Origin of the sequence: Bremerella volcania (assembly GCF_007748115.1) — a bacterium.
Lineage (GTDB): Bacteria > Planctomycetota > Planctomycetia > Pirellulales > Pirellulaceae > Bremerella > Bremerella volcania.
Genome location: NZ_CP036289.1, coordinates 5,455,429 through 5,480,808, shown reverse-complemented (window position 1 = coordinate 5,480,808; position 25,380 = coordinate 5,455,429). Strand labels below are relative to the sequence as shown.

Sequence of the window (25,380 nt, the reverse complement as noted above, 5' to 3'; positions counted from 1 at the left end):
CAGCATGGGGATCCAGGCGACTCAACCGGGGTCAAAAAGGAATCGGAAACCATGCGTGTGTTAATTGTGGACGACTCGACCTTGTTCAGGAAGGTCGTCCGGGACACGTTGTCGGAGTGCCCCGGTGTCGAGATCGTTGCCGTTGCTTCGGATGGCAAAAGCGCACTCGATAAAATCCGTCACTATCAACCCGACCTGGTGACGCTCGACGTGGAAATGCCGGTGCTCAACGGCATTGAAGTGCTACGCGAACTGCAATCGCTGCAGACCAAGCCTGAGGTCGTCATGCTTAGTGCCATGACCGATCACGGCGCTTTGGCAACCACTCAGGCCCTTCGGCTTGGGGCATTCGACTTCGTCCTGAAGCCGAATCAGTCCAAACTCGAAGACAGTTGTGCTCAGCTGAGAATGGATCTGCTGCCCAAAGTCAAAGTCTTACAGGAACGACTGCGAAAGCAGTTGGGAACGGTCCCGGCTCAAGAAGAGGAATCGATTCGCTTCGACCCGGTGACGCGTCCCTTCGAGCCGGGACATGTCAAAGTTATCGGAATCGGCGTCTCGACAGGCGGACCAGCTGCTCTTGCCCATGTCCTTCCTAAGCTTACAGCTACTCTCTCGGTTCCATTGTTGATTGTCCAGCACATGCCTCCGGTGTTTACCCGTTCGCTGGCTGCCGACCTGGATCGGACATCCAAGATCAAGGTTCACGAGGCTGCGACGGGACAAGTCATCTTGCCAGGCAATGCGTACATCGCCCCTGGCGGCAAGCAGATGAAGGTCGTGACCGTGAACGGCCACAAAGAGATTCTCATTACCGACGATCCCGCGGAACGAAGCTGCAAACCTTCGGTCGACTATTTGTTTCGTTCGATGGCCCATGAATACGGCCGCGACGCGATGGCGATCGTGATGACTGGGATGGGGGATGATGGAACCATGGGCTGCCGTTTGCTCAAGCGTCACGACTGTATGGTAGTCGCCCAGGAAGAAAAAAGCTGCGTAGTGTTTGGTATGCCACGGCAAGTGATCGCCGCCGGACTGGCCGACAAGGTAACACCCCTGAATCATATGCACGAGATCATCGAAAGTGCCGGGGTCCAAGGAGGTAGCAAATGCCGGTAACTGCTGGCGATATCGATGCCGTGTGCGAGCTGATCAACGACCTGTGCGGGATCTGCCTGGACGCATCGAAGTCTTATCTTATTGAAAGTCGTTTGGGGCAAATCGTCGAGAAGCATGGCTGCACAAGCTACGCGGATCTTGTCCAGAAAGTGCGGCGGGGTACCGATGCGAGCCTGAAAAACCAGGTTGTCGATGCCATCACGACCAACGAAACACTGTTCTTTCGCGACAGCTACCTGTTCGAGGCGTTGCGTTACAAGGCCCTGCCGGAGCTGATCGACAGCAAAGAAAAAACGGCATTTCCAACGCGTCTGCGACTGTGGTCCGCGGCATGCAGCACCGGGCAAGAGCCCTATAGCCTGGCAATGACCTTGGCGGAAATGATTCCGGACGTGAATCGCTGGGATATTCAGATTATGGGTACCGACATCTCCGACGCAGTCATCGCCAAGGCGAGTCGCGGATGGTATGCGACCCATGAAATCGAGCGTGGCGTATCCCCGGAGCGGCTACAACGTTTCTTCTTGGCCGATGGTAGTGGCTGGCGGGTCCGTGACGAGATTCGAGCCATGTGCAGCTTCCAGCGACAGAACTTGCTCGAGCCGCTAGGTATGTCGGCCCGCTTCGATATGGTTTTCTGTCGCAACGTCGCAATCTATTTTACACGAGAAGTGCGTCGCGATCTGTTCCAGCGAATCGCCACAACGATGAGCCCCCAAGGCTATTTGTTTGTGGGTGCCCAGGAGTTCTTGGCCGATATCGGCCCGAATTTTGCTCCACAAAATCATTGTCGGGGGACATTCTATCGACCGAACATGACGAACATCCCGGTCTACGTCCGATAGACCGCAAAGTTCGCTTCCTCCTTGCCAATAGGCCTGCCGCTAGACTACCTTGCATACATCACGAAGTCACTGCGAGGTTGTCGATGTCGAATCATTCAAGTTCACCTATTACGTCGGAACAAACCCGTCGCCGGTTTCTACAAACCGGGGTTCTTTTGATGGCTGGTGCCACCGCGGGCCAGGCATATGCGCAAGGAGAGCAACCGATGCTGCGAATCGGCCTGATGACGGATTTGCACTACGCGGACAAGAAGCCGGTTGGATCGCGATACTATCGTGAAACGCTGGATAAGATTGCCGAAGCATCGGGCAAGCTTTCCGGCTCCAGTCTCGATTTTCTCGTGGAACTCGGCGACTTCATCGATGCGGCTGACGCCGTTGACGTCGAACTCAGCTATTTGAAAACGATAGCCAAGCCATTTGCCGGGATTTGCCACGATCGTCACTATGTGCTGGGTAATCACTGCGTCGATACGTTGACCAAAGAGGAATTCCTCGGCGCGGTCGAGCGGGAGAAGTCTTACTATTCGTTTGATCGCAGCGATTATCACTTTGTCGTTCTCGATTCCTGCTTTCGCAAGGACGGCAAGCCGTACGGCCGCAAGAACTCGATCTGGACCGATGCCAATGTGCCTCCAGAGGAGTTAGAGTGGCTAGCCGACGACCTGCAGCGAAATGAGAAAAAGACCATCGTCTTCGCGCATCAGCGGCTTGATAACGAAGGGGACCATGCCGTCAACAATTCGCCAGAGGTGCGCAAGATTTTGGAAGATTCAGGCAACGTTACGGCCGTCTTCCAGGGGCATAGCCATGCCAACGACTATCACCAGGTCAACGGCATCCATTACTGCACGCTACGAGCCATGGTCGAAGAGTCCGGCCTGGAGAATAGCGGTTTCGCAATTCTAGAGATCGACCGCCAAGGTGGATTGAAGATCGAAGGCTTCAAAAAGCAGGTCAGCTACCAGTGGACCTAACCAATCTGTTTCGCGATCTGCCGGAAAGCCTGCCTGAGGAAGGGTTTCAAACGCTGGTTGAAAGCGGGAACGTACGTATCGAGCGGATTGTGTCCGCGGGGCATGCTTCACCGCCCGGGTATTGGTACGACCAACCACAAAGCGAGTTCGTCGTCCTGCTGCAGGGCTCTGCCCAGTTACAGATTGAAGGGGAAGATCAGCCGCGAGTTCTCGAGCCAGGCGATTTCGTCAATCTGCCAGCCCATCAGAAACATCGCGTGGAGTCGACCGATCCGCACGTGAAGACCGTTTGGCTCGCGTTTCACTACGGTTCATAGGGCCGCAATGCGTCTTTTTGTTTCTTCGACCAAGCCGGCGTTCAAGCGGCCTTTTTTAGCAGCCGTGATGTTTTCTTCGAGATGATCTTCGTTGCACGTGCCAACGATGGTCGTATCACAGTGCGGGTGCGAGAGCGTAAAACGCAAAATAAACTCGGCTCGTGTCATGCCATCGGTCAAAAGCTCGTCCAGCTTCGCGGCCGACCAGACGTCGTTTAAGTTCGGTCGTTGAATCTCGGCATCGGGACCTCCATGCGCGATCCCACCGCGGATGATGATTCCGGCTCCGGACTCGCTAGCGGCAGTGATGATATCGTGATGCTCAGGGGCCAGGCAGGAATAAGGAATCTGAAAGGTCTCGAAGACCCCCAATTCGATCAAGGCTGTAAGATCTGGGAGTTTGCTTGATATGCCGATGTGCCGAATCAAGCCTTGCTGCTTGAATTCGAGCAGCTGATCGATCAGGCCGTTCTTTTCCAGCGTTACCGCGTCACCACCATGAAACTGCATGAGATCGACGTAGTCGGTTTCGAGTCGCTTCAGGCTCGTTTCCAGATTCCGCTGGATGACGTCTATATTCCACTCGTGTTTGATCTCGATGTGGTCGGCATGCTGGGTGTAGTCGCATCCGCACTTGGTCGCCAGGTAAAACTCTTTACGACGCGCGTGCAATGCCCGGCCGATACGCTGTTCTGCCTGCCCATAATCGGGAGCCGTATCGAGAAAATTGATGCCTGCGTCGATCACGCGATTCAGGAATCGTTCGGCCGTGTGATCCTCGACGACACGAATGCCCCAGGTATTCGCGCCTCGCAGCCCCATGGTTCCATAACCAAGCTGAGTGACCTCAAGGCCCGTTTTTCCAAGTTTACGTTTGATCATGTCACGTTATGCGGCGTCTTTGGGAGGTAGCGAAAGAGTAAAGTCGACGGCCTGAGTAATCAGACGCTGCAAGTCATCTTCCCCTTCAAAGCCCTCTTGTTCAACCACGACCCAACCTCGCATGACCCGGCCGGCGGGAGCAAACTCGCGAGTGTGGGGCGATTGCAAAAACTGCTGATAGGCGTCCGGGCCGACGCGAAGAATGAGATAATCGTCGCGAACCCCGCAGCAAAGATTTCCGTGCAGCAGATAGGCGAACCCACCGAACATTTTTTTGCCGGATAGCCCTTTGCGTCGGCGTAGCAATCGGAAGATGCGTGAGGAGATCTCTTCGTTATATGCCATGGGATGGACGCTGTGGTTAAAAGCACGCCTGATGATGTCATCAGCTTAACCCGTTCCGCTGGTGATGTCCTTATCGATTTTCCGTTAATTATCCGGTGGCATGGCCTCGCAAAAGATCGCGTCCAGCCCCTCCCCCGCCCCGCTCTTGACGACCACGATCAGGTGATCACCAGGCAGAATGGTGGTGGTTCCTCGCGGAGGAATAAACGCATCATTGCGGGCAATCAGGGCGATCGTAGCTCCGTCGGGCAGGCCCAATTCGCTGACCTTTTTTTCGGCTGCCTGCGAACCAGGCTCGATCGTATAGTCCAGGATATCGCCATCAACATGGCGCAGCGAATGGATTTCCAACTGAACCGGTGGGCTGCCTGGCATGGGTTCGTCCAAATCCAGTTTCCTGGCAACCCACGGGAGCGACCAGCCCTGAACCAAGGCCGAGACGACCACGACGAAAAAGACGACATTAAAAATCAATGGAGCTTCATCCAAATCAAACAGAAGGGGAAACGTGGCGAGCGTAATCGGCACCGCTCCCTTCAGCCCGCCCCAACTGGCCAGGGCCATTTCATTCCAGCGGAAGCGAAAGGGCAACATGCAAGCCACCACGGCGATTGGCCGAGCAACCAGGATCAAAACCACGGCGATCCCTAGGGCCTTCCAGCCGACGGCGATCAAGTTACTCGGAAAGCTGAGTAGCCCCAGCACAATGAACATGGCGATCTGAGCCAGCCATGCCAGGGCGTTGTGAAACAGCAGCGTTCCCCTCTTGAAGACGACGCGATTGTTGCCGATCACGATTCCCGCCAGGTAAACGGCCAGAAAGCCGCTTCCCCCAAGATATACCGCCAAGCCAAAGGTAAGCAGTGCCATCCCGGTGGCTAACAGGGGATAGAGACCGGCCGTATCGAGATTCATGCGATTGGTAACCCAAACAGCGACGTAACCAAACGCGATTCCCACCATTCCGCCGAAGACCATCTGCTTGACGAACAGCAGAAGCAGACCCCCTCCCCAGCCCACTTCCTTGGTCAACAGTTCGATGATCCCTATCGTGAGAAAGATGGCCATCGGATCGTTCGAACCGCTTTCGATCTCAAGCGTGGAACTCAATTTGGCAGGCAGAGCAAAGCCGCCCGTTCGCAGCACCGAGAACACGGCCGCCGCATCGGTGGAGCCTACGATGCTGCCCAACAGTAATCCACTAAGCAGGGGCAGTCCTAGAATCCAACAAGCGGCGAGGCCTGTCACCAGGGACGTGATCAGTACGCCCAGCGTTGCCAGCACCAGCGAAGGTTTCCAGGCCGTGGCAATCGACGCGTACGTGGTGCCCAGGCCCCCGTCGAACAAGATGATCACCAAAGCGAGCGATCCGACGGCGTGGGCGAGTTCGTAGTCTTCGAACTCGATCCCGCCAATCCCTTCCGAACCGGCCAGCATGCCCAGCCCCAAGAAGAGTACCAGCATCGGAACGCCATAGCGGGCCGAGATTTTACTAGTGATCACTCCCAATAGCAGCAGCGTCCCTGCCGCCAGCATTGCCTCGTCAATCCAGAACATGAATCCTCTTCCATTGCAGGTTCCCCAGGAAGGCTTCAACTTACCTACCGAGAGCAAGCAAGGGAAAGGGGATTTCGCCAAGATGACGTCAGCTACCGCGTTCTTTTCAGCTCAAACTTCTTGCCAGCCAAGGCATCCTTGGTGAACTGACCCCAAAAAGGCGTGGGAGTATATTTCCAATCCGAGATCGTGACGGGGGTTGCCTTCGGGTGAAAGCACCAACCGTTCCAGTAGAGGTGATGCTTCAAGAATCTCTGCTGGGTATTGAGCGGGGAAATGGGAGGGGGTGTTCCTATTCCATTATGTCTGGTGAGGGAGAAACGGTTCCGGTCAGTGTGAGATTATCCGGCGATTTTCTTGGCCAGGCTAAGTCCGCTGAGGATCGCGCCTTCGACCCTTGCCCCTGAGCACCAGTCGCCTGCGATCCCAAGTTTTGACTTAGGGTCCCAGAGATGTCCTTCCTCCAGCGGATTGACCGGAGCACTATATCGCCAACGGTGACTGGCGACGTGTGAAATCGCGCCCAGTGGTTGCTCGATCGCTTTGGAAAACGCTTCCAAAAGCTGGGGCGTCACTTGTTCCGGAGACTCTTCCAGGTGCTCCTTCGACCAGTCTGGCGAAGCATGCAGAACCCAGCACTCCTGGTCGGGGTCTCGCCCTGGTTTGCTATTGTTGCGGCAAATCCAGCGCAGCGGGTTCTCGTGTACGAATGCGGCGTCGTAAGAAACAGGAACGGGCTGCTCGAAGTGAATCATCGTCGCCCAGCACGGATCGAACTGCTGGCTGGCAAGCGTGGATGTAAATGGTGATTTGCTGCCGACGATTCCCAGCGTTTGCTCCGGTGGAGCGGTACTCACCAGGACGTCAAAGGGGCCGTGGTTGACGCCGTCGGTGGTGGTTAAGGTCCAGCCTTCACCAGAGTGAATTGCTTTTTCGATATGCGTGTTCGTTTCGACGTCAAGAAACCGGACCAGGTGTTTGCCGAGTGAATTCATGCCCGGCATGGCCACGTAGCGAGGCGTTGGTTCGCGCTGGATTTTGAAGCCGGGACGAAGCACGCTGACATTACCACGCCACATCGCAACGATGCCGTCGTCGATCCACTCTTCCAACATCGGCTTGACTTGCTTGCTGCGCACCGTGAAGTACTGGGCACCATGGTCAAAGCATGCGTCGGCGTGACCCGTACGGCGGGTCGCCATGCGTCCGGAAACACCGCGCGATTTATCGAACAGGCGAACGTCAAATCGAGAGGTCAGCCTGCGTGCACAGACGATTCCGGAAATTCCAGCTCCAATGATGGCAACGGTGGGCATAAGAGGTCCTGTTCTTCGTGTCAGAAGAGTCGTCTTTGTTGTTCAATAAATGACGAGGAATAGTTGCAGAATAATGAGCGACTTTAATGCGACGAGAAAAAAAGAAAGCGATTTGTCAAGAATTTCATAGGAGGAATTTATGCGGTGGACTATTTGATTTGACTCGATCGGAATTTCATTGGTTTCTGCGGTTCAAAGGTTTAGAATCCAAAAGTAGCATTTCACTTAGTGAGTTCACGATTCGCGCTTTAATCCGAGAGGAAGATAGTCGTGGGAGTCTCGCTTTCGATGATCGCCCTCAATCGCGGTTCCAAGCTTTCTTGGAAAGCGTTCGAGGAGGATCTCGCCTCGTCATGGCCGACGTTGCCATCTCCAACGGATGTCAAAAAGGAAGAGAATACACTCTCCTTCGATATAGGTCACCAGAGTATCGCCATGGGGATGATGCCCGGACCAATCCCTGAGGATAGCTGGGCAACACCTCAGCGACAGACATGGATCTGGCCCGACGCGGTTGAAGAGTTGCAAGATCACAAGACTCATCTTATTGTTACCGCAGTTGGCGATGGTACGCCACTAGAACAAGCACAACTTCTGACCATGGTCACCGCTTCGCTGGTGGTTGCTTGCGGTCAGCCAGCTGGCATCCTATGGGGGGATGCCGGACTGATGGTTTCGCCGGATGTGTTTCGTGACATTGCCTTAGAAGCCCTACCGGCCGAGTTGCCGCTGTGCATCTGGGTGGCTGTCTTTCTGGGGAAAAACGAAGACGGAACGACGGTCGGCTTCACGCGTGGGCTGCAGTCGCTCGACGTGATGGACTTTGTCACCGAAGATGCCACCGACGAGCCTGCCGATCTGTGCGAACGCTTTTATGGCCTGGCCGATTACCTGCTGGAAAACGGACCGGTGATCGAAGATGGCCACACGATTGGGGATGACGCCCAAGAGCGAATTCGCATCTCGTTCGAGCAGTCCCCCTTTGGACACGAGTGTCCGATCATGCGTCTGAAGTTTTCGCCCCAGACGGGGCACTCGCAGTTCGGTCTGCACTCTTAAGCTTTGGCGCGCGGATGAGCCAGCTCATAAACACCCTTCAAGGTCGCCGTGCTCAAGTGGGTATAGATCTGCGTGGTGACCAGGCTCTTGTGCCCCAGAAGTTCCTGTACGCTGCGAATGTCGGCGCCGGCATCCAACAGATGCGTCGCAAAGCTATGCCGCAGCGTGTGGGGGCTGGTTCTTAGATCGAGCCCCGACTCTTTCAAGTATTTCTCAAGCATCCGCCCGACACTTCGTGTCGTGATGCGATTGCCGAACTTGTTGAGAAAGACAGGACGCTCTTTCAGCTTCTCACTCTTGGGGCTGAGTTGGCGAATGTCGAGCCACTTTTCCAGGGCCACCAGCGCGTACGACCCAAGTGGAGCCAGCCGTTCTTTGCGCCCTTTGCCGCGGACGCGAACCAGTCCGTCGCGAAGATCGAGGTCGTTCTCGTTGATGCCGACCAGTTCGCTCACGCGCAGCCCGGCGCTGTAGGTGGTTTCGAGCATTGCCCGGTCACGAATTCCAGCGGAAGAAGAACGCGGTGGAGCGTTCAGCAGCGTGCCGATTTCGTCGGTGGTCAGAAAGTGAGGAAGCTTCTGGCTCTTTCGCGGATTTCGCAGAGGCTTCGCCGGGTTCTTTTCAACCAGTTGTTGCCGCTGGGCGAACTTGAAAAAGCTTCGCATCGAGGCCAATCGCCGAGCCACGGTACTGCTGGAGTAGCCTGCCTCGGAAACGGCGGAAACATACCCACGGAGATCGAGCGTCGTGACTTCGCTGGGGGCAGGCTCCAGGGCGAAACTCTCTTCGAGATATTCCGCCAAGGCGTCGAGGTCTTCGCCGTAGCTTTTGATCGTCAGGTCGGACGCGTTTCGCTCGACCTGGAGATAGCGGAGGTAGCTATCAATGACAGTACGCAAGCCCTGCGACGAGGAATTTGCGACGCGATCAATCACTATGATAGCTCCGCGTTAGCTGAACTCGTCGAAGTCGAGATGGTCGGAATCCAGACTGCCGATATCGATCGGCCCATTGGCGGGGAACTCGAATCGCGGCTTGACGGCGGCATCGCTGGCGACCGGCTCGTTCTGATCGGCGGCCTGGGCGCGGATCTTCTGGCTCAGCACGGCGGCGTCGTACCAGGTGAAACTCAGGTCCGGGTTACTCGCATAGCGTCCCAGCGTGCGAAGGGCCTCGGCCCTGCGCTGATCGCTGAACAGAAAGACGTAGCGTTCTTCACCCTTGACCAGTGCTAGTACGTTGATCTCTTCCGTCACGTGTGGCAGCCTCCCAGACAATTCCTAAACTCATCCGTGGTAAAGAAGGTTATCGGCTTTCGCCCCATCGGATCGCCAGTTGAGATTCCCCAGCACCGCCACGAAGAGAGAGCATTTCTGTGATATGCGAGTAGCAACAGAAACGAATGAAATCGTTGCTACGATCAAGAAAACCCTGCCAACCCCCATTACGCGCATCGTCCAGAAAAAAGTAATACTGTTCGGCACGTTCTGTCAGGTCCGAGTCATTTTCACTGTAGCTCCGAATCTGCGAGATGACCGGTCCATCTTGTTGCAGCATCGGAGGTGGTTGCGTGCGTGGTGAATCGGGAACAAACCCACTTGGGTCAGGCCAATTCAGTGGTAGGCCTTCCACGGCGATTTGTTCGTTTTTCTCGGGATTTTCAATGCGATCGTCAAGATCCGGCTCTTGTGGCGTTTGCGTGGCGAGTTGCTCGCGAGCCAGCGCGAACTCCGCCTCCCAGACGTGCGATTCAGGAATGAATTCTTCGCCGGCCGTTCCCCATGGCAGACCATAGCCAGGCGGGATCGGATGGAAGCCAGGATTGGTCGAGTACCAATTGATCGCGAGAGTCAAACGTTTCGGATAATAGGGCGTGTAGTCGGACACCGAGCCAACGACGACGGCGTCGGCTCCTAACATTTTTCCGAGTGCGCGCAGTTGCTCGATGTCGGTGCCGTTATTGCCGCTTGCTTGCATGGCCCGCATGACCACGCCAACAGGGACGACTTCAAATCCACGTATCGATTGCAGCTCGCCATAGTAAGCCAGCGTTACCTCTTCCATGTCGAGCGTCGGGACGTCGCTCTGATTGTTGAACGGAATGATCGCGACGCGAGCCAGCTGTGGAAATGGATTGTGATAGATCGGCTTGTCGCGCACCTCGGGGATGGCGGCGCAGCCGCTGCACAGCAGAGTCAAACAGGCGATGGCGAACCAGGTACGCACGAGTGTGACAATCGTAGCAATTCAGGTAGCCCCCCTGACTTGCTGCATGCGCGCTAAGCGAATCATTCGCCGCGCATGGTCCGATGTGTCTGTCATCGACGCGGTGGGCCTGTGCTCTTCAGGCCAATCGAAACGATTTCGCGAATTGGAGAAAGTTTAACGCCGCTAGCGGTGCTGGCATGATTCCTCAAGCTAAACCAGCGAACTCATGCTGCGCATGCCGATCGGCTCGCGCGACGTGAACGGCTCGCCGTAGCGCGTGCCGATTACTTTGCCCCAGTACGATGCTTCGTCGTGCAACTTGTCGAGAAACGTAGGGTACTCGGTCGGTCGCCCTTCGATGAACTGGCTGTGATAACAGCGGATCGAGGCCAGCTTCTGTTCCCAGTACTCGCTGACGTCGAGCACGAACGCCGGCTGCGGAGTCATCTTCAAGTGGACGCAGTAGTAGTTGTAAATTCGCTGCGGGTGAAAGGGCTCGCCGGGCATGTCTGTCTTACTGAGCTTCGACCAGAAGCGGGCCGCGTCGACCAACTGCGTGGCCGCCAGGTGATCGGGATGGGCGTCTTCCCAGTAAGGAGCGAACAGCCAGCTCGGCCGCAGCAGTCGAATGACCGAAGCCAGCTTCTCGCGGGCTGCTAGCGTCGCTTCCAGGCTGCGGTTGGGAAGCCCCAGGTTATCACGCCAGTCGACCCCCAGAATCTCGGTCGCAGCGGCCGTTTCGGCGGCCCGTTTTTCCAAGCTGCCATACGGGGTCGGCTCGCCGGAGGTCAGATCGAGGATGCCGACCTTCTTCCCCTCGGCCTTGAATTTGAGGATGGCACCTGCCATGCCCAGCTCGGCATCGTCAGGATGGGGGGCAATCACCAGGATGTCGAGCGGTGTGGGGGTTTTCATTTGATCTGGAACCATGAGTCGTTATCAGGTATTTACCACGGCACAAGTTTTCATTTTTCGGGCCCTGCTGATTTCGCACCCATGACCATCCGAACACTCGTTGTCATGCTGACTCTTATCGCCATCGTCCCTGGTTGCCACACTTGGGGCTGGGGCGCAAAGCAGCCGGAGCAGGATACCCATCTGGTCGATAACTTTACCGACAATCAATCGAAGTCGGATGAAGACGATAAAGAAGACGACTTTGTCGACTCCGCCACCTACGCCAAGAGGAACGGCCGAACCGAAGACCCTGGCTCAGGGCTATCCGACCGTTCTCGACAAATTGAACGGAACCTGGGTTACCGCTAGTACTCGTAGGCGATTAATGTTCGATGCCGTAAAGCGGGCCGAGTTTCGCGCGAAGGTAGCGAATCAACGGGGTTGAATCGATTGGATCGCCACAAACGCGTTCGACCAGCTCGGCACCCGGGTAGCACTCGCCATGCTGGTGGACGTTCTCGCGCAGCCAATCCAGCAGCGGCATGAACTCTCCGGCGGCAAACATGCCGTCCAGGTCTCCCAGGTCTTCGCGAGCCTGTTCCAGTAGCTGAGCCGAGTAAATATTGCCCAGGCTATATGTGGGGAAGTAGCCCATCAAGCCGGCGCTCCAGTGGACGTCTTGCAGGCAGCCATCGGCGTCGCTGGTCGGCGTGATGCCCAACTGTTGGGTATACTTCTCGTTCCAGGCACCTGGCAGATCTTTCACCGGCAGGTCACCTGAAAGCAGTGCCTGTTCCAGCTCGAAGCGGATAATAATGTGTAGATTATAGGTCGCTTCGTCCGCTTCCACGCGAATCAGCGACGGAGTGACTTCATTGATCGCAAAATGGAAGTCACCAATCGGGACGTCGGACAGGGCATCGGGGAACATCTTCCTGGCGTCGCTATAGAAGTGGCTCCAGAACGCATAGCTTCGGCCGACGATGTTTTCCCATAGCCGTGACTGCGACTCGTGAATGCCAAGCGAGGCCGCATTGCCGGGCGGTAGGCCAAACCAATTCTTCGGCAGACCTTGCTCGTACAAACCGTGGCCTGCTTCATGCAGGGTCGAGAAGAAGGCCGAGGGGAAGAAGTTCTCGTCGTAACGCGTGGTGATCCGAATATCGTAGGGACCGATCGTCGTGCAGAACGGATGATGCGTCACATCGAGCCGACCGGCCGAAAAATCGAAGCCAATTTGCGAGGCCGCCGACTTGCCGAGGATCTCCTGTTGAGCGATCGGATAGTGCCGCTTCAGGATATCCATGTTGGGTGTGCGCCCACTCTCTTTGATTTCCGCCACCAGCGGAACGAGTTGATCCTTCAGCGTTTCAAGCACGCCGCGTACCTGGGCCGTCTTGGCTTCGGGCTCGTAAAAGTCGAGCAGCGCGTCGTACTGTTCGCCCTGGTAGCCAATGGCCTCGGCCGTTTCGCGGCTCAAGCTGATCAGTTTGTCGAGGATCGGCTCGAACGTTCCGAAGTTATTCTCCGCGCGCGCTTTCACCCACGTCTGCTGACCGATGATTCGGGCGTGGCTGAACTCTTCGACGAGTCGCTTGGGCAACTTGACCTGTTTCAAATAGTCACTTTTGATGCGGCGAATCGTCGCTTCGGCCGGGGTGTTGGGCTCTTCGGTGAGAGGAGACTCGTGAAGTTCTTCCAGCCAGGCTCCGATCTTGGGATCGGTGTTCCGGTCGTGAATCATGCCGGAGAGGAGCGTGATTTGATCGGCTCGATAAGCACCAGCGTTCTCGGGCAGAAGAACTCGTTCGTCCCAGCCCAGCAGCGAATTGATGTTCTCTAGCTTGGCTGTTTCGCGATAGTGGTCGCACAGTTGATCGAAGATTTGCTGGTGGTCTGCCATGATCTTTGCCTGGGCTAGATGATTCTTCGGTTTGCCATGGGGTTAGGAGGCCTGCCTAGGCCAATAGCTTCGCGCCGGTCTGCTTGTCGCAGGCCGCCAAAATCTGGGCGATCGTCGCGTCGGCTTCCTCGCCTGTGAGTGTGCGGTTGTAGGCTTGAAGCGTGACCGTAAAGAGGACCCGCTTCTTGCCGGGGCCATCCTTCCTGGGATCGCGGAAGATCTCTTGAAACGTAACGGTATCGACGAGTTCGCCACCGGCCAAATAACTGATGTCCTGCAGTTTCGACCAGCTGACGTCTTCGTCGACGATCAAGTTCAAGTCGCGATTCATCGCCGGGTGCGTGCTGAAGTCTTGATGCTGCGGGATGAGAACGGCCAGCTTCATCAACGCTCCCAAGTCAAGCTCCGCGACGGTGGCTGGCTGCTGAAGACCAAATGCCTTGCGGGCCTTGTCGCACACAACTCCGATGTAACCCATCGTGGTACCGTCGACGATTAGATGAGCCCCCTGCCCTTCGGCGAACAGTGGATCGGTGTAGGGCATCGTGGTGATCCTCACGTTCGGATTGAGCATGCCAATCAGACCTTCGATAACTCCCTTCAGTTCGAAGAAGTCACGTCCGCTGGTGATGCCGACCATGTACCGTTCATCCGGGAGCGCCTTCGGCTTGGGAAGGTAAACCTTGGCGATCTCGTATAGGTCGATGTCGGTGTAGCTGAACTTTTCGTTGTTGCGTCGAGCGCCCAGCAGGCTGGGGATCAGGCTCACACGCAGGCGATCTTCCCCCTTGACCATCGGCATGCTGGTGGTCAGCGGCTCGGCGAGGGACCAGCCTTGGAAGGCCTTCGACCAGACGTCGCTCACGATGCTGCGGGTCAGGGTTTCATCGAATCCCATGCCCAGCATTCCCATGCGAACCTTGTTGCGCACCCGATCCAGGTCGCTCTGATGCGAGGCACTCAGGGAAACGCCGGCGTGTTCGGGAATCTGGTCGTAACCATGAATACGAGCCACTTCTTCGACCAGGTCGACTTCGCGATCCAGATCGCGCCGCCAACTGGCGGGAATCACCGTGATCTCTTTCTCGTTTTGCCGAGTGACTTCGTTTCCCAGACGTTCCAGAATACGGCGAACTTCCACCTCAGCAACGTGAATGCCTAAGATCCGGGGAATCTGCGAAAACCGCAACGTGACCGTATGACGAGCACTGGGCTCGGAGCCGGCATAGACATGTCCTTCACAGACTTCACCGCCGGCCGTATCGACGATCAACTCGCAGCAGCGGCGGCTGGCCCAATCGATCATCTCGGGATCGACGCCACGTTCGAAACGGTACGAAGAATCACTCTTCAGCTTCAGTCGGCGCGAAGTCGTGCGAACCGGCAGGGCAGCGAACTGGGCGGCTTCGATCAAGAGGTCGGTCGTCAGTTCGTTGACTTCGGTCTCTTTACCACCCATCACGCCGGCAATCGCCACGGCGCCGCTTTTATCAGCGATCACGTAATCGTCGCTGGTTAGTTGGTATTCGCGGTGGTCGATGGCGAGGAACTTCTCGTCGTGCGTCGCTTTGCGAACGCGAATCGTGTCCCCGGTAAGCTTGTTCATGTCGAACGCATGCAGCGGCTGGCCGATTTCCATGAGCACGTAATTGGTGGCATCGACCACGTTGTTGATCGTGGGAATGCCGATCGTGCGCAGGCGATTGACCATCCAGGCCGGGCTGTCGCCAATGGTCACCCCGGTAATGCTGCGGGCGATGTACCGTGGGCAGAAGTCTTCGTCCTCGATTTGAACGATCATCGGGCAGGCCGCACCGCTGGTAATCTTCGAGACGTCCGCGCTAGGGACCTTCAAGTCGAGATCGAACAGCACGCCGACTTCGCGGGCAATGCCGATATGCCCCAGCCAGTCGGGCCGGTTGCTGGTGACTTCCAAGTCCAGGCAGCGGTCGTTGTCGACCGTCGAGGAGCCGTCGAAATTCAATCCGGCCAAGGTCAAACGATCGCAGACTTCCGCTTCGCTAACGTCCAGATCGAGGTACTGCTTCAGCCAATCCCAGGAAACGAGCATGGTCAGAGTTTTTCTTTACAGGGTCGTGTGTTCGAGGTTCGTAGCGATGGAAGGCAACGGTGCGCCCGGCCTGGTTTAGAACTGGGCCAGGAACTTCGTGTTGCTGTCGTACAAATAGCGGATGTCGTTGATGCCGTGACGTCGCATGCAAAGACGTTCCACGCCTAAGCCAAACGCGAACCCGGTCACCTCTTCCGGATCGTAGCCAACGGCTTTGAGCACGTTCGGATCGACCATGCCGGCTCCACCGAACTCGAGCCAGGTATCTTGCCAACGCATGTCGACTTCCACACTCGGTTCGGTAAATGGGAAGAAGCTGGGACGGAAACGGATTTCCACGTCGTGTCCGAGATAGCTCGAAGCGAACAGCCGCAGCACGTACTTGAGGTCGGCCATCGTGACGTTAGTGTCAACCAGCAGACCTTCAATTTGATGGAACATCGCGTAGTGGGTCGCGTCGATTTCGTCCGGACGATAAACGCGACCGAGCGAAACGATGCGAATCGGCGGCTTGTGATTCTCCATCACGCGGATCTGAACCGTCGACGTCTGGCTGCGCATCAATTGATTGCCGCCGCCGGTGCCGGTGGAAGCAACGTTCAAATAGAAGTTGTCCAGCGGATCGCGAGCCGGGTGCTCGAGCGGAATGTTGAGGGCTTCGAAGTTGTGCCAGTCGTCTTCGATCTCGGGACCTTCCACAGCCGAGAAGCCGAGCCGGCCCATGATGTCTTTCAGTTCATCAATCGTCTGGGTAATCGGATGAATGTGCCCCAGACGCGGACGCTTGCCCGGCAAGGTCACATCAATCGCTTCGACCTTCCCCTTCTTGCCACTGCCGCCGGTAATGGCGTCGGCGGCCGATTGGAAAAGTTCTTCCAGGCGGTTCTTCACCTCGTTAAAGCGTTTACCGGCAACCGGCTTGTCTTCTTTCGAGACTTTGCCGAGCCCCTTCTGGACTTCCTTGAGCTTGCCACTCTTGGCGCCCAGGTATTCGATGCGAGTCTCTTCGAGGATCTCTTTGTCGACCTGGTTGATGGCGTCCTCGAAACGGGTTGACGCGGCTTCGACCAGATCGTCCAGTTGTTTGATGAAATCGTTGAGTGACATGATGCCTGTGAATTTGGTGCGTTCATGAAACAAGCCGCCGAGTCATCCTCGGCGGCTTGTATTATTGCATCTGAGTTGGTTGCTGCCCATCCACGGTGGGCCAGCACTTAGGCGGCCAGGGCAGCCTTGACTTGTTCGGCCACGGCATCAAATGCACCTGGATCGTGGATTGCCATTTCCGACAATACCTTGCGGTCCAGGACGATACCAGCTTTCTTCAGGCCGTTGATGAATTCGCTGTAACGCAGGCCACGTTCGCGAGCGGCGGCGTTGAGACGGATAATCCACAGCTTGCGGAATTCACGCTTACGGACCTTACGGTCGCGATAGGCATAGACGCCAGCACGGATCAGGGTTTCCTTCACGGTACGCAGCAGATTGCCACGTCCACCGCGATTCCCCTTGGCTTTCTTAAAAAGACGCTTCTTAGACTTATGGCGTGCCTTGCCGTAAGTAGTTCTCATCGTATTACCTGACTTTCGTCCACTGGGCCCCCACTCGTTAAGACTGGGTGTTTGTTGCCCGCGTACTGAAAAAAAGACACTTGAGGATTGATCACACGGCGTGAATCAGTTCAAAGTGCCGACCTTTGTGGTGTCTAGTAGCTGTACTTGCCCAGCGCTTCGCGCAGAGCCACCGATTCGGCTTCAGCCAGAACGGTTGTGCCGCGGAGGTTTCGCTTCCGCGTGTGGCTCATACGGTTAGCCAAGTGGCTCGTGCCGCACTGACGGTGCTTGATCTTGCCCTTCCCGGTGATGCGGAAGCGCTTCTTGGTACCCTTGTGGGTCTTCATCTTAGGCATGATGCCAATCCCCAATGAATATCTGGGACGTCATGTCCTTTAGAGGACAATCTTCTAATACGTGGAAACCCAATATTCTAGAGATTTCCCTCCGAATGCGGTAGGGGGACGAAAAGGTTTTTAAAAAACCGCTTCTGGGGTCGATCCATTGACGCAACTTATTGTCGCAATTGGTTTTACCAATACGGTTTTCAGGGCGAATCGGCCCAGGCGAGGTCGAATGTTGGACGTAGCCTACCTAAAATGGGAGTGAACCCCACAATGACTCCCTCGCAAGCGGCCTGCTTACCTAATGGATGGTCCCCAGATTACTGCCTGGACGATTCGCCTCGCCTTGTTGGCTCTGATGGCCAGTATCGTGCTGCGAATGGTGCGTCCCTGGTGGGTCATGAATGTGGGAACTCAGCGGTCCATCTGGACTTTCGCCTGCGGTTTGTTCCTGGCCCACATCGCTGCCGGCATGCATTATTACCACGACTGGAGTAATGCCGCGGCCTACGCCGACACCGCTCAGCAGACGTATGACAAGCTGGGCGTGCGGTTTGGTGGCGGGGTTTATGTGAACCACTTCATGGCCGTCGTGTGGGTCGCGGATGTATTGTGGTGGTGGATCGCTCCGCTAAGCTATGCCCGACGAAGCCCCCGCTGGGAACAGGGGATCGTGGGGTTTTTCCTGTTCATCGCGTTCAACGGGTTGATCGTCTTCAAGGAGGGCCCCCTGCGAGTAGCCGGGCTGATTGGGTTTACTGTGTTGGGACTCGTCTGGCTGACGGTTACGTTTCTGCCCATTCCGAAAACCAAACTGGCCGAGTCCTCCGATTGGTAACAAGCTGATGCATCAAGCGAATCAACCATCTTCGGACCCGCTCACGATCGCCTACCTGACCGCTGGCGGGGCGGGCATGTTTTGTGGGAGCTGCATGCGCGATAACACGGTTGCCCGGGCCATGCATCACCTGGGGCACGACGTCCATTTGCTGCCGATGTATACGCCGATTCGCGTCGACGAAGAGGACGTCAGCGAGAAGACGCTGTTCTACGGCGGCATTAATGTCTACATGGAACAGAACGTCCCTGGGTATCGCTTTCTGCCAAGCCTGGTGACCCGCTGGCTCGACCAGGAGTGGATCATTCGCTGGGCGACCTCTCGTGGAATCGAGACCAGTGCCAAACAGCTCGGCGCGTTGACCCTTTCGGTATTAAAGGGAAAAGACGGCAATCAGCGGAAAGAAGCCCAGCGGCTGGCGAAGTGGGTCTCCGAGGAACTTCGTCCGCAGGTCATCAACTTCAGCAACATGATGATCGCCGGCACGGCGCCGCTGCTGAAAGAGAAAGTCGATTGCCCGATTCTGGTGACCCTGCAAGGGGACGACATCTTCATGGACGACCTGCCGGAGCCGTACCGCTCGCAGTGCTTTGCGCAGATTCGGAAGTTGGTCGAAGTCGTCGACGGCTTCATCGTCTTCAGTCATTACTATGCCGACTACATGGCCGAGTACTTTGGCATTCCGCGAGAAAAATTCCACCTGGTGCCGCTGGGAATCGATCTGAGTGACTTTCCCGAGAAGCCTGAGCAGCATGACGCGTCGGACCGCCCGCCCACCATTGGCTATCTCGCGCGAATGGCTCCCGAAAAGGGGCTGCACGTGCTGGTCGATGCGTTCATGCATTTGCGGGAGATTCCCGGTCTGGAAGATGCCCGACTGAAGATCGCCGGCTGGGCCGGACCGCAGCAACAGCCGTATCTTGAAGAGCAGTTCGCCAAGCTTCGCGATTCAGGACACTTTGGCGGATGCGAGTACCTGGGAACGGTCGATCGGGCCGGCAAGCTGGCCTTTCTGCATTCGATCGACGTCCTCTCGGTGCCGACGGTCTACCGCGAGCCGAAAGGTCTGTTCGTGCTGGAGGCCTGGTCGGCTGGCGTTCCGGTGGTGCAGCCCAATCATGGGGCGTTTCCTGAACTGATCGCCGCGACCGGGGGCGGTCACTTGGTGCCACCTGAAGATCCGATTGCCCTGGCGGAAAAGCTGGCCGAGGTACTCGCCAATCGCAATGCACTGCGAGAACTAGGTGCGTCGGCTTCGGCAATGGTCCACGCGAAATTCGGCGCTAATGTTGCCGCGGCCGAAACTATTGAGATCTATCGCTCGCTGCTTGCTCGCGAAGCGAAAGCATAGCCCCTATTTTTAAAAACTTGCTGTTTTCACCTCGACGAATCTTCATCTTCGCAGTCTTCAATAGGGACAAACCGAGTCCTACTTTCGTTTGGAGGTTAACGATGGCCGGCCAGCTTCATCGTGGACTAGTCGTGTGTTTGTGCGCCTTGGCGTTTGGGTGTCGTCCTGCGGGACCGACCACGCAAGAAGAATTCGTCTCGGCCTATAAGGCCGCGTATGCGACTGGCAAAGAAGATGAAGTGTACAAACTCGTGGCCTGGATCGACGATGTCCTGCCCAACTTGCAGGATCCTTACGACGGCGGCTATCCGGCTCGGCTGGGTCACCGCAAGGCGATCAAATGGGGACTGACGGCGAACATCACCGATGGGAAGTTGTCGACGGTGGAGGTCATCGATGTTCCTGAGCAGTACGCCGACCATCAAATCACGCCGGCACCGCTGTATTGGCTGAAGATCGTTACCAACGATGACGGCGACAAACGCAAGAACTCCGGCGCTCCGCTCGATATTCAGCACATGGAGATCGAGATCCCGGTGATCCAGTGGAAAGGGGCACACTACTTCTATGGTTCGCCGGACTACATCGTGGAGAGTACGTTCGGCTTTACCAAGTAGCGCGTTACGCGGCTTTCTTATGGGACGTGGCCGGGGCAGCGTTGTCGGCGGTGATCGGTTGCAGCCGGGGAGGTGGCATCATCCCCTTTTCGATATAGATCGGACCGGTCTTCGACTTGTCCCACAGGGCATTGTTGCGGTCGAAGTCTTCCTGGTTGAAGAACTTCTCGTGCTCCATGTGAAACAGAATCGCCGAATAGAGGGCGTTCTGTCGCTTGACGCCGGTTCGCATCAGCCGGGTGACGAATTCGCTGTCTTCGCGCCAGAAACCGACGAACTCTTCGTTCCAGCCGTTAATGGCTTCGACGTCGCTTCGCCACGCCGCGATATTACATCCGCGGATTCCCTTCATGCCGCGGCTGCGAACCGCAAAGCCAGGGATGTGGATCAGCAGGTGAAGCTTGGTGAGTCCGCCACTAAGCCAATGCTGGAAGAGTTGCCAGGTGTTCTCGGTTCCGTGAAAGGACTCGAATGCTTTGTAGGTGAGAAAGTTCCGGCGTCCCTGGGTGAAGTAGCCCGACTTGGCGAGTTTCTGATGGTCGGAAACGAACATCGGATCAGGGATGCAATCACCGTCGGTATAGATCAGGTACTCGCCGGTACAAAACCGGGTAGCCGCATTGCGGGCCTTGCTGATCTGGGGCATGCCGCCAAAGGGCTGCCAGGCATGAACGATCGGGAATTCGGCCTGTTCCTGATACTTTTGAATCACCTCAGGCGTATCATCGGTCGATCCATCGTCCGCGATCACCACCTGGTGTGGTTTGACGGTTTGATGGAGGTAACCGCGCAGCACTTTGTCGAGGTAATACGACCGATTGTGCGTGGTGATGATGACCGAAGAATTCATGGATCTGCCTTTCAGGGTGGCACAGCGAGGCATCCTTGCCAACTGCGACGCGGAACGTTACCAGAGGGTAAGCTATGTCAGCAAGAGCATTTGTACGCATTGATGGATGCTAGCAAGGCAGAATGGGCGCATAAAAAAAGGCTACCTCGACGGCGAAGTAGCCTCATGTTCGATAGATTCGCTGCTAGCCAGCTTTCGGGGAGACCGTCGCCATGATTCGGCGTCCCATTTGTTTGGGTGGTGATTCGACTTTGCCTACTTCCGACAGAAGTTCGATCACTTGGGCCATGACACGATGGCCTTCTTCGACGTGAGCCATTTCGCGACCCTTGAATTGGATCGATACCTGGACTTTATCTTTGTGCTTCAAGAAGCTAATCGCTTGCTTGACCTTGAACTCGATATCGTGGTCGCCTGTCTTGGGACGCAGACGAATTTCTTTCGTCTTGGTGTGGTGCGACTGGTTCTTGTGTTGCTTTTTGCTTTGTTGGTACTTGTACTTGCCGTAGTCCATGATGCGGCACACCGGCGGCTTAGCGCCAGGGGCAACTTCGACCAGATCTAATCCTGCTTCTCGAGCAATGGACAAGGCTTCATCAGTGGGCAGAACGCCTAACTGTTCTCCATCAGCAGCAATGACTCGAATAGGTGAGATTCTAATGCGATCGTTGATTCGAGTCTGGTCGCGATTCTGGTCGCGGTCTCGATCGCGAGACGTATTTCGCAGGGCGATGGCTAGTGATCCTTCTTAGGCTAGGAAACGGGTAGAGAAATTTATAGTGCCGTGGACAACCCGTAAAATCGTACCACAGTGAAAACATTCTATCGTCAAGTTACCGCCACGTTAACGCACGAAAACAGGAATCGGCGAATTTTGCCACCTTTCCGGGTGGTAATGGCCGGTCATGTTCCCTTTGGCGGGCCAATGACTTGGGTTCGAACTGGACTCTTCCAGTGGCTGACCATGGCTCGCCCCCATGTTTGGGGGCGATGGTTCCATAGTTTGTTGCCTAGTAACCTTCGCTGATGGTCGCCGTGCCGGAGGTGCCCAGGCCGGACGATCCTTTGAAGACCTGGCGAACCACGCGATTGGCCACTTCTTCCTTCAGCTTCTCGATGGCTTCGGGGATCTTCATCGAACCCAGGTCCCCATCGATGCGGTCGCGAACTGAGACCGCTTCTTCTTCCATTTCACGTCCACCAATGATGAACATGTATGGGATCAGTTCCAGCTGAGCGGCACGGATCTTGGCACCGATCTTTTCAGGGCGGTAGTCGCCACTGACGCGGAAGCCGGCCGCCAGCAGTTCTTTCTCAACCTTCTGGGCATACTCGTCGAACTTCTGGCTGACGGTCAGGATGCGTACCTGTTCCGGAGCCAGCCACAGTGGAAACGCTCCGGCGAAGTGCTCGATCAGCACGCCCATGAAGCGTTCCAGCGAGCCGAACGGAGCACGGTGAATCATCACCGGCCGGTGCGGCTGGTTGTCCTTGCCGATGTACTCCAGATCGAATCGCTCGGCGCTGGGAAGATTGTAGTCGAGTTGAACGGTACCCAGTTGCCATTCCCGCCCCAGGCAATCGTTCACCACGAAGTCGGCCTTCGGTCCGTAGAACGCGGCTTCGCCCGCTTCGGCAGTCGCGGTGATGCCCATGTTTTTGCAAACACGTACCAGTGCGGCTTCGGCGGCATCCCAAACGGCTTCCTTGCCGACGTACTTGCCGCTATCGGGATCGCGGAAACCCAATCGCACGCGGTAGTCGGTCAGGCCCAGGCTGCTCAGCACGTACTGAGTCATCTGGATGCACTTGCGGAACTCGTCTTCGACTTGTTCATCGGTGCAGAAGATATGGGCATCGTCCTGGGTAAACCCACGAACGCGAGTCATGCCGTTCAACTCGCCCGATTGCTCGTAGCGGTAAACGGTACCGAATTCTGACAAGCGGTACGGCAGTTCACGGTAGCTGCGCGGCCGAGACTTGTAGATCATGATGTGATGCGGGCAATTCATCGGCTTGAGGAGATACTCCTCGTCTTCGGCCTGATGAATGGGCGCGAACTGGCTGTCCTTGTAGTAAGGATAGTGCCCCGAGATCTTGTACAGGTCGACCTTACCGATGTTCGGAGTGACGACCGGAAGGTACTCGAACTTCTTGAGCTGCTCGCCGACGAACTCGGTCAGCAGGTTGCGGACGATGGTTCCTTTAGGCGACCACAGGATGAGCCCCTGCCCTACCAGCGGATTAATCGAGAACAAGTCCAACTGCTTGCCCAGCACGCGGTGGTCGCGGCGTTTGGCTTCCTCGATCTTGGTCAGGTGGGCTTCCAGGTCTTCCTTGTTGAAGAAAGCAGTCGCATATAGCCGCTGCAGCTGGCGATTGTTGGAATCCCCTTTCCAGTAAGCGCCGGCGACCGACAGGATCTTGTAGGCACCGATCGCTTTGGGACGTGGAATATGCGGACCACGGCACAGGTCGATGAACTCGCCCTGCTGGTAGAACGACATCGACGCGTGATCTTTGAGCCCGGTCTCGATGTGCTCGATCTTGTACTGCTGGCCAAGGTCTTTGACGACCTGCAGCGATTCTTCGCGGCTGCGTTCGATACGTTCGAACGGTTCGTCTTCCTTGATGATCTTCTTCATTTCGGCTTCGATCGCCGGGAAGTCTTCTTCGGAAAGCTTGTGCTCGAGATCGAAGTCGTAGTAGAAGCCCCCTTCGATGGTCGGACCGAATGCCAGTTGTACCCCGTCAAACAATCGCATGACGGCTCGGGCCATGATATGGGCACAACTATGCCGCATGACCCCTAAAGCTTCCTCGTCCTTCTTGGTCAGCAGCCGCAGATTGACGCTCCCTTCTTCAGGTAGCTTGGTATCGAAGCCCACGACTTGGCCGTCGATTTCGCCGGCCAAGGTTGCTTTGGCCAGGCCAGGACCGATGTCGGCGGCGACCTCCATGGGGGTGACTGCGTGATCGAATTCTTTTTTGGATCCGTCGGGAAGAATGACCTCGAGCATGGTGTATTTGGTTTCTTATCCAAATGGCGATTTCCAGGCTCACGAGGACATCGAAACAAAGGATGTCACTAAAACCGTGAGGATGGATCGGGCAGATGAGGTCGTCGAAGCGATCATCCGCCGAGGCGAACCTTCTGCCAGCGGCGCGGCTCTCCTAATCTGTGGTTAGAGACGCCGCTTGTGCCTGGCGGGTTCACCGCAAGAAGCGTATAGATTGCCTGAAGTTGCGCGTCAGGAAAAGTCCAGGTTCGCAATCCTCCGGCGAATTAACGTGAACCTTCTGCGAGATAAGCAGCTTGAGTGAGGGGGCATAATCGCAATTTTCGTTCTAGCCCCTTGACGATTCGACGGTTCTAATGCCAAACTACGCGTTTGGTTAACCTCTCCGGGGGTGAATCACAGATATATGCTTGCACACGCAAGCGTGAAAGGGCGATTGGCTCAGTTGGTTAGAGCACTACCTTGACATGGTAGGGGTCACAGGTTCGAATCCTGTATCGCCCACTCAAAAACAAAGAAGGGAACCCATTTTCCATGGGTTCCCTTTTTTAATGGCTTCAGCTTGGTGCCTGTTTAGCCCTTCAGTTTGCTCACTTCTTCGAGCACCTTGGCGTCGTGGCCGTCGACCTGGACGCGTTTCCAGACCTTGGCCACCTTGCCGTCGGCATCGATCAGGAAGGTGCTGCGCTGGATGCCCATGGTGACCTTACCGTACATGTTCTTCTCGCGCCAGGCACCGTACTTCTCAGCCAGCTTGTGGTCTTTGTCGACCAGCAGCGGGAAGTTGAGCTTGTACTTCTCTTTGAACTTGACGTGGCTGTCCTTGTCGTCAGGGCTTACCCCAAGTACCTTGACGCCGTGTTTTACCAGTTCGCTTTGGCGATCACGAAAGGCGCAAGCTTCCTTAGTGCAGCCAGGGGTGTCGTCTTTCGGGTAGAAGTAGAGGACGACGATCGAGCCTTTGAGGTCGCCCAGCTTCACTTTCGAGCCATCGTCCGCCGTCAATGTAAAACTGGGGGCTTTAGAGCCAGCTTCAACCCATTCTGCCATTAAACTCACTCCTTAGGGCTATAGTGAGGCGAAATGCCTCGAAGTGTGGAATTTAGCGCACTCGGCAATTGACCTAAGTCATGAACCGCAAACCGCTTTGCGCGCAACCGACCATATCAAAAAGTCAAACCGGATGTCGGACAATCCATTGAAAATCTTGAATGATTCCGACACTTATTGGTTTTTTTCGGGTTATGAGTTGTATATAACAGAGGGGGTAGCGAATGAGTTATGGTTCGTCGTTGGGGCAACTCGCGA

26 protein-coding genes and 1 tRNA gene are annotated in these 25,380 nt (G+C 56.1%); 10 read left to right on the top strand and 17 right to left on the bottom strand.

Annotated features, from left to right (window positions below):
- The first annotated feature begins 51 nt into the window (after positions 1 to 51).
- From Pan97_RS21845 to Pan97_RS21830, 4 genes are all read left to right on the top strand, one after another.
- Entirely contained in the window at positions 52 to 1,122 is a 1,071-nt protein-coding gene (locus Pan97_RS21845; protein ID WP_165698905.1) for a protein-glutamate methylesterase/protein-glutamine glutaminase, read from the top strand.
- Positions 1,113 to 1,967, top strand: a complete 855-nt coding sequence (locus Pan97_RS21840; RefSeq protein WP_144976317.1) for a CheR family methyltransferase — start codon at positions 1,113 to 1,115, stop codon at positions 1,965 to 1,967. The genes Pan97_RS21845 and Pan97_RS21840 overlap by 10 nt, the downstream gene beginning before the upstream one ends.
- Positions 1,968 to 2,173: 206 nt before the next feature.
- Entirely contained in the window at positions 2,174 to 2,944 is a 771-nt protein-coding gene (locus Pan97_RS21835; protein WP_241676329.1) for a metallophosphoesterase, read from the top strand.
- Complete coding sequence (locus tag Pan97_RS21830) at positions 2,935 to 3,261, top strand: cupin domain-containing protein (protein ID WP_144976313.1); 327 nt, start codon at positions 2,935 to 2,937, stop codon at positions 3,259 to 3,261. The genes Pan97_RS21835 and Pan97_RS21830 overlap by 10 nt, the downstream gene beginning before the upstream one ends.
- On the opposite strand, the gene Pan97_RS21825 is transcribed toward Pan97_RS21830, so the two are convergent.
- From Pan97_RS21825 to Pan97_RS21810, 4 genes are all read right to left on the bottom strand, one after another.
- Positions 3,256 to 4,143 carry an aldo/keto reductase gene (locus Pan97_RS21825; protein ID WP_144976311.1) on the bottom strand — a complete coding sequence of 296 codons (888 nt, stop codon included), beginning with the start codon at positions 4,141 to 4,143 and terminating at the stop codon, positions 3,256 to 3,258. The genes Pan97_RS21830 and Pan97_RS21825 overlap by 6 nt on opposite strands.
- A gap of 6 nt (positions 4,144 to 4,149) precedes the next feature.
- On the bottom strand, positions 4,150 to 4,488 hold the full coding sequence (locus Pan97_RS21820) for a TfoX/Sxy family protein (protein WP_144976309.1): 339 nt from the start codon (positions 4,486 to 4,488) through the stop codon (positions 4,150 to 4,152).
- 84 nt (positions 4,489 to 4,572) lie between these two features.
- On the bottom strand, positions 4,573 to 6,045 hold the full coding sequence (locus tag Pan97_RS21815) for a potassium/proton antiporter (protein ID WP_144976307.1): 1,473 nt from the start codon (positions 6,043 to 6,045) through the stop codon (positions 4,573 to 4,575).
- A gap of 341 nt (positions 6,046 to 6,386) precedes the next feature.
- Positions 6,387 to 7,361, bottom strand: a complete 975-nt coding sequence (locus tag Pan97_RS21810; RefSeq protein WP_144976305.1) for an NAD(P)/FAD-dependent oxidoreductase — start codon at positions 7,359 to 7,361, stop codon at positions 6,387 to 6,389.
- 270 nt (positions 7,362 to 7,631) lie between these two features.
- On the opposite strand from Pan97_RS21810, the gene Pan97_RS21805 reads away from it, so the two are divergent.
- A complete protein-coding gene (locus Pan97_RS21805) occupies positions 7,632 to 8,420 on the top strand; it encodes a DUF4261 domain-containing protein (RefSeq protein ID WP_144976303.1) in 789 nt (262 codons plus the stop codon).
- Here the strand turns inward: Pan97_RS21805 and xerC are convergent.
- From xerC to bshB1, 4 genes are all read right to left on the bottom strand, one after another.
- Positions 8,417 to 9,355 carry a tyrosine recombinase XerC gene (gene xerC / locus Pan97_RS21800; RefSeq protein WP_315861151.1) on the bottom strand — a complete coding sequence of 313 codons (939 nt, stop codon included), beginning with the start codon at positions 9,353 to 9,355 and terminating at the stop codon, positions 8,417 to 8,419. The genes Pan97_RS21805 and xerC overlap by 4 nt on opposite strands.
- Positions 9,356 to 9,370: 15 nt before the next feature.
- On the bottom strand, positions 9,371 to 9,676 hold the full coding sequence (locus Pan97_RS21795; protein ID WP_144976302.1) for a hypothetical protein: 306 nt from the start codon (positions 9,674 to 9,676) through the stop codon (positions 9,371 to 9,373).
- Between the two features lie 49 nt (positions 9,677 to 9,725).
- Positions 9,726 to 10,646 carry a hypothetical protein gene (locus Pan97_RS21790; protein ID WP_196782182.1) on the bottom strand — a complete coding sequence of 307 codons (921 nt, stop codon included), beginning with the start codon at positions 10,644 to 10,646 and terminating at the stop codon, positions 9,726 to 9,728.
- Positions 10,647 to 10,838: 192 nt separating this feature from the next.
- Complete coding sequence (gene bshB1 / locus Pan97_RS21785; protein WP_196782181.1) at positions 10,839 to 11,543, bottom strand: bacillithiol biosynthesis deacetylase BshB1; 705 nt, start codon at positions 11,541 to 11,543, stop codon at positions 10,839 to 10,841.
- Positions 11,544 to 11,624: 81 nt separating this feature from the next.
- On the opposite strand from bshB1, the gene Pan97_RS21780 reads away from it, so the two are divergent.
- On the top strand, positions 11,625 to 11,894 hold the full coding sequence (locus tag Pan97_RS21780) for a hypothetical protein (protein WP_144976298.1): 270 nt from the start codon (positions 11,625 to 11,627) through the stop codon (positions 11,892 to 11,894).
- A 13-nt stretch (positions 11,895 to 11,907) separates the two neighbouring features.
- On the opposite strand, the gene Pan97_RS21775 is transcribed toward Pan97_RS21780, so the two are convergent.
- The 5 genes from Pan97_RS21775 to rpmI form a co-directional block, all read right to left on the bottom strand.
- Positions 11,908 to 13,428: a carboxypeptidase M32 gene (locus Pan97_RS21775; RefSeq protein ID WP_144976296.1), complete on the bottom strand. Its 1,521-nt coding sequence runs from the start codon at positions 13,426 to 13,428 to the stop codon at positions 11,908 to 11,910.
- A 55-nt stretch (positions 13,429 to 13,483) separates the two neighbouring features.
- Positions 13,484 to 15,499 (bottom strand): phenylalanine--tRNA ligase subunit beta, encoded by a 2,016-nt coding sequence (pheT, locus tag Pan97_RS21770; RefSeq protein WP_144976294.1) that lies wholly within the window; start codon positions 15,497 to 15,499, stop codon positions 13,484 to 13,486.
- Positions 15,500 to 15,574: 75 nt separating this feature from the next.
- Positions 15,575 to 16,606 (bottom strand): phenylalanine--tRNA ligase subunit alpha, encoded by a 1,032-nt coding sequence (gene pheS, locus Pan97_RS21765; protein ID WP_144976292.1) that lies wholly within the window; start codon positions 16,604 to 16,606, stop codon positions 15,575 to 15,577.
- Between the two features lie 107 nt (positions 16,607 to 16,713).
- Positions 16,714 to 17,070, bottom strand: coding sequence for a 50S ribosomal protein L20 (gene rplT / locus Pan97_RS21760; RefSeq protein ID WP_144976290.1), 357 nt, complete (start codon positions 17,068 to 17,070; stop codon positions 16,714 to 16,716).
- Between the two features lie 134 nt (positions 17,071 to 17,204).
- The gene (gene rpmI, locus Pan97_RS21755; RefSeq protein ID WP_144978584.1) at positions 17,205 to 17,411 is read right to left on the bottom strand and encodes a 50S ribosomal protein L35; all 207 of its coding nucleotides are present in this window, start codon (positions 17,409 to 17,411) and stop codon (positions 17,205 to 17,207) included.
- A 289-nt stretch (positions 17,412 to 17,700) separates the two neighbouring features.
- On the opposite strand from rpmI, the gene Pan97_RS21750 reads away from it, so the two are divergent.
- From Pan97_RS21750 to Pan97_RS21740, 3 genes are all read left to right on the top strand, one after another.
- Positions 17,701 to 18,234, top strand: a complete 534-nt coding sequence (locus Pan97_RS21750; RefSeq protein WP_144976289.1) for a hypothetical protein — start codon at positions 17,701 to 17,703, stop codon at positions 18,232 to 18,234.
- A gap of 7 nt (positions 18,235 to 18,241) precedes the next feature.
- On the top strand, positions 18,242 to 19,585 hold the full coding sequence (locus tag Pan97_RS21745; RefSeq protein ID WP_144976287.1) for a glycosyltransferase family 4 protein: 1,344 nt from the start codon (positions 18,242 to 18,244) through the stop codon (positions 19,583 to 19,585).
- A 101-nt stretch (positions 19,586 to 19,686) separates the two neighbouring features.
- A complete protein-coding gene (locus tag Pan97_RS21740) occupies positions 19,687 to 20,202 on the top strand; it encodes a hypothetical protein (RefSeq protein WP_144976285.1) in 516 nt (171 codons plus the stop codon).
- A 4-nt stretch (positions 20,203 to 20,206) separates the two neighbouring features.
- On the opposite strand, the gene Pan97_RS21735 is transcribed toward Pan97_RS21740, so the two are convergent.
- From Pan97_RS21735 to thrS, 3 genes are all read right to left on the bottom strand, one after another.
- Positions 20,207 to 21,052, bottom strand: coding sequence for a glycosyltransferase (locus tag Pan97_RS21735; RefSeq protein WP_165698904.1), 846 nt, complete (start codon positions 21,050 to 21,052; stop codon positions 20,207 to 20,209).
- A gap of 184 nt (positions 21,053 to 21,236) precedes the next feature.
- Positions 21,237 to 21,779 carry a translation initiation factor IF-3 gene (gene infC / locus Pan97_RS21730; RefSeq protein ID WP_144976281.1) on the bottom strand — a complete coding sequence of 181 codons (543 nt, stop codon included), beginning with the start codon at positions 21,777 to 21,779 and terminating at the stop codon, positions 21,237 to 21,239.
- A 283-nt stretch (positions 21,780 to 22,062) separates the two neighbouring features.
- Positions 22,063 to 24,072, bottom strand: coding sequence for a threonine--tRNA ligase (gene thrS, locus Pan97_RS21725; protein ID WP_144976279.1), 2,010 nt, complete (start codon positions 24,070 to 24,072; stop codon positions 22,063 to 22,065).
- Positions 24,073 to 24,502: 430 nt separating this feature from the next.
- On the opposite strand from thrS, the gene Pan97_RS21720 reads away from it, so the two are divergent.
- Positions 24,503 to 24,576: transfer RNA gene (locus Pan97_RS21720), tRNA-Val, on the top strand.
- 69 nt (positions 24,577 to 24,645) lie between these two features.
- Here the strand turns inward: Pan97_RS21720 and bcp are convergent.
- Complete coding sequence (bcp, locus tag Pan97_RS21715) at positions 24,646 to 25,122, bottom strand: thioredoxin-dependent thiol peroxidase (RefSeq protein ID WP_144976277.1); 477 nt, start codon at positions 25,120 to 25,122, stop codon at positions 24,646 to 24,648.
- Positions 25,123 to 25,380: the final 258 nt, after the last annotated feature.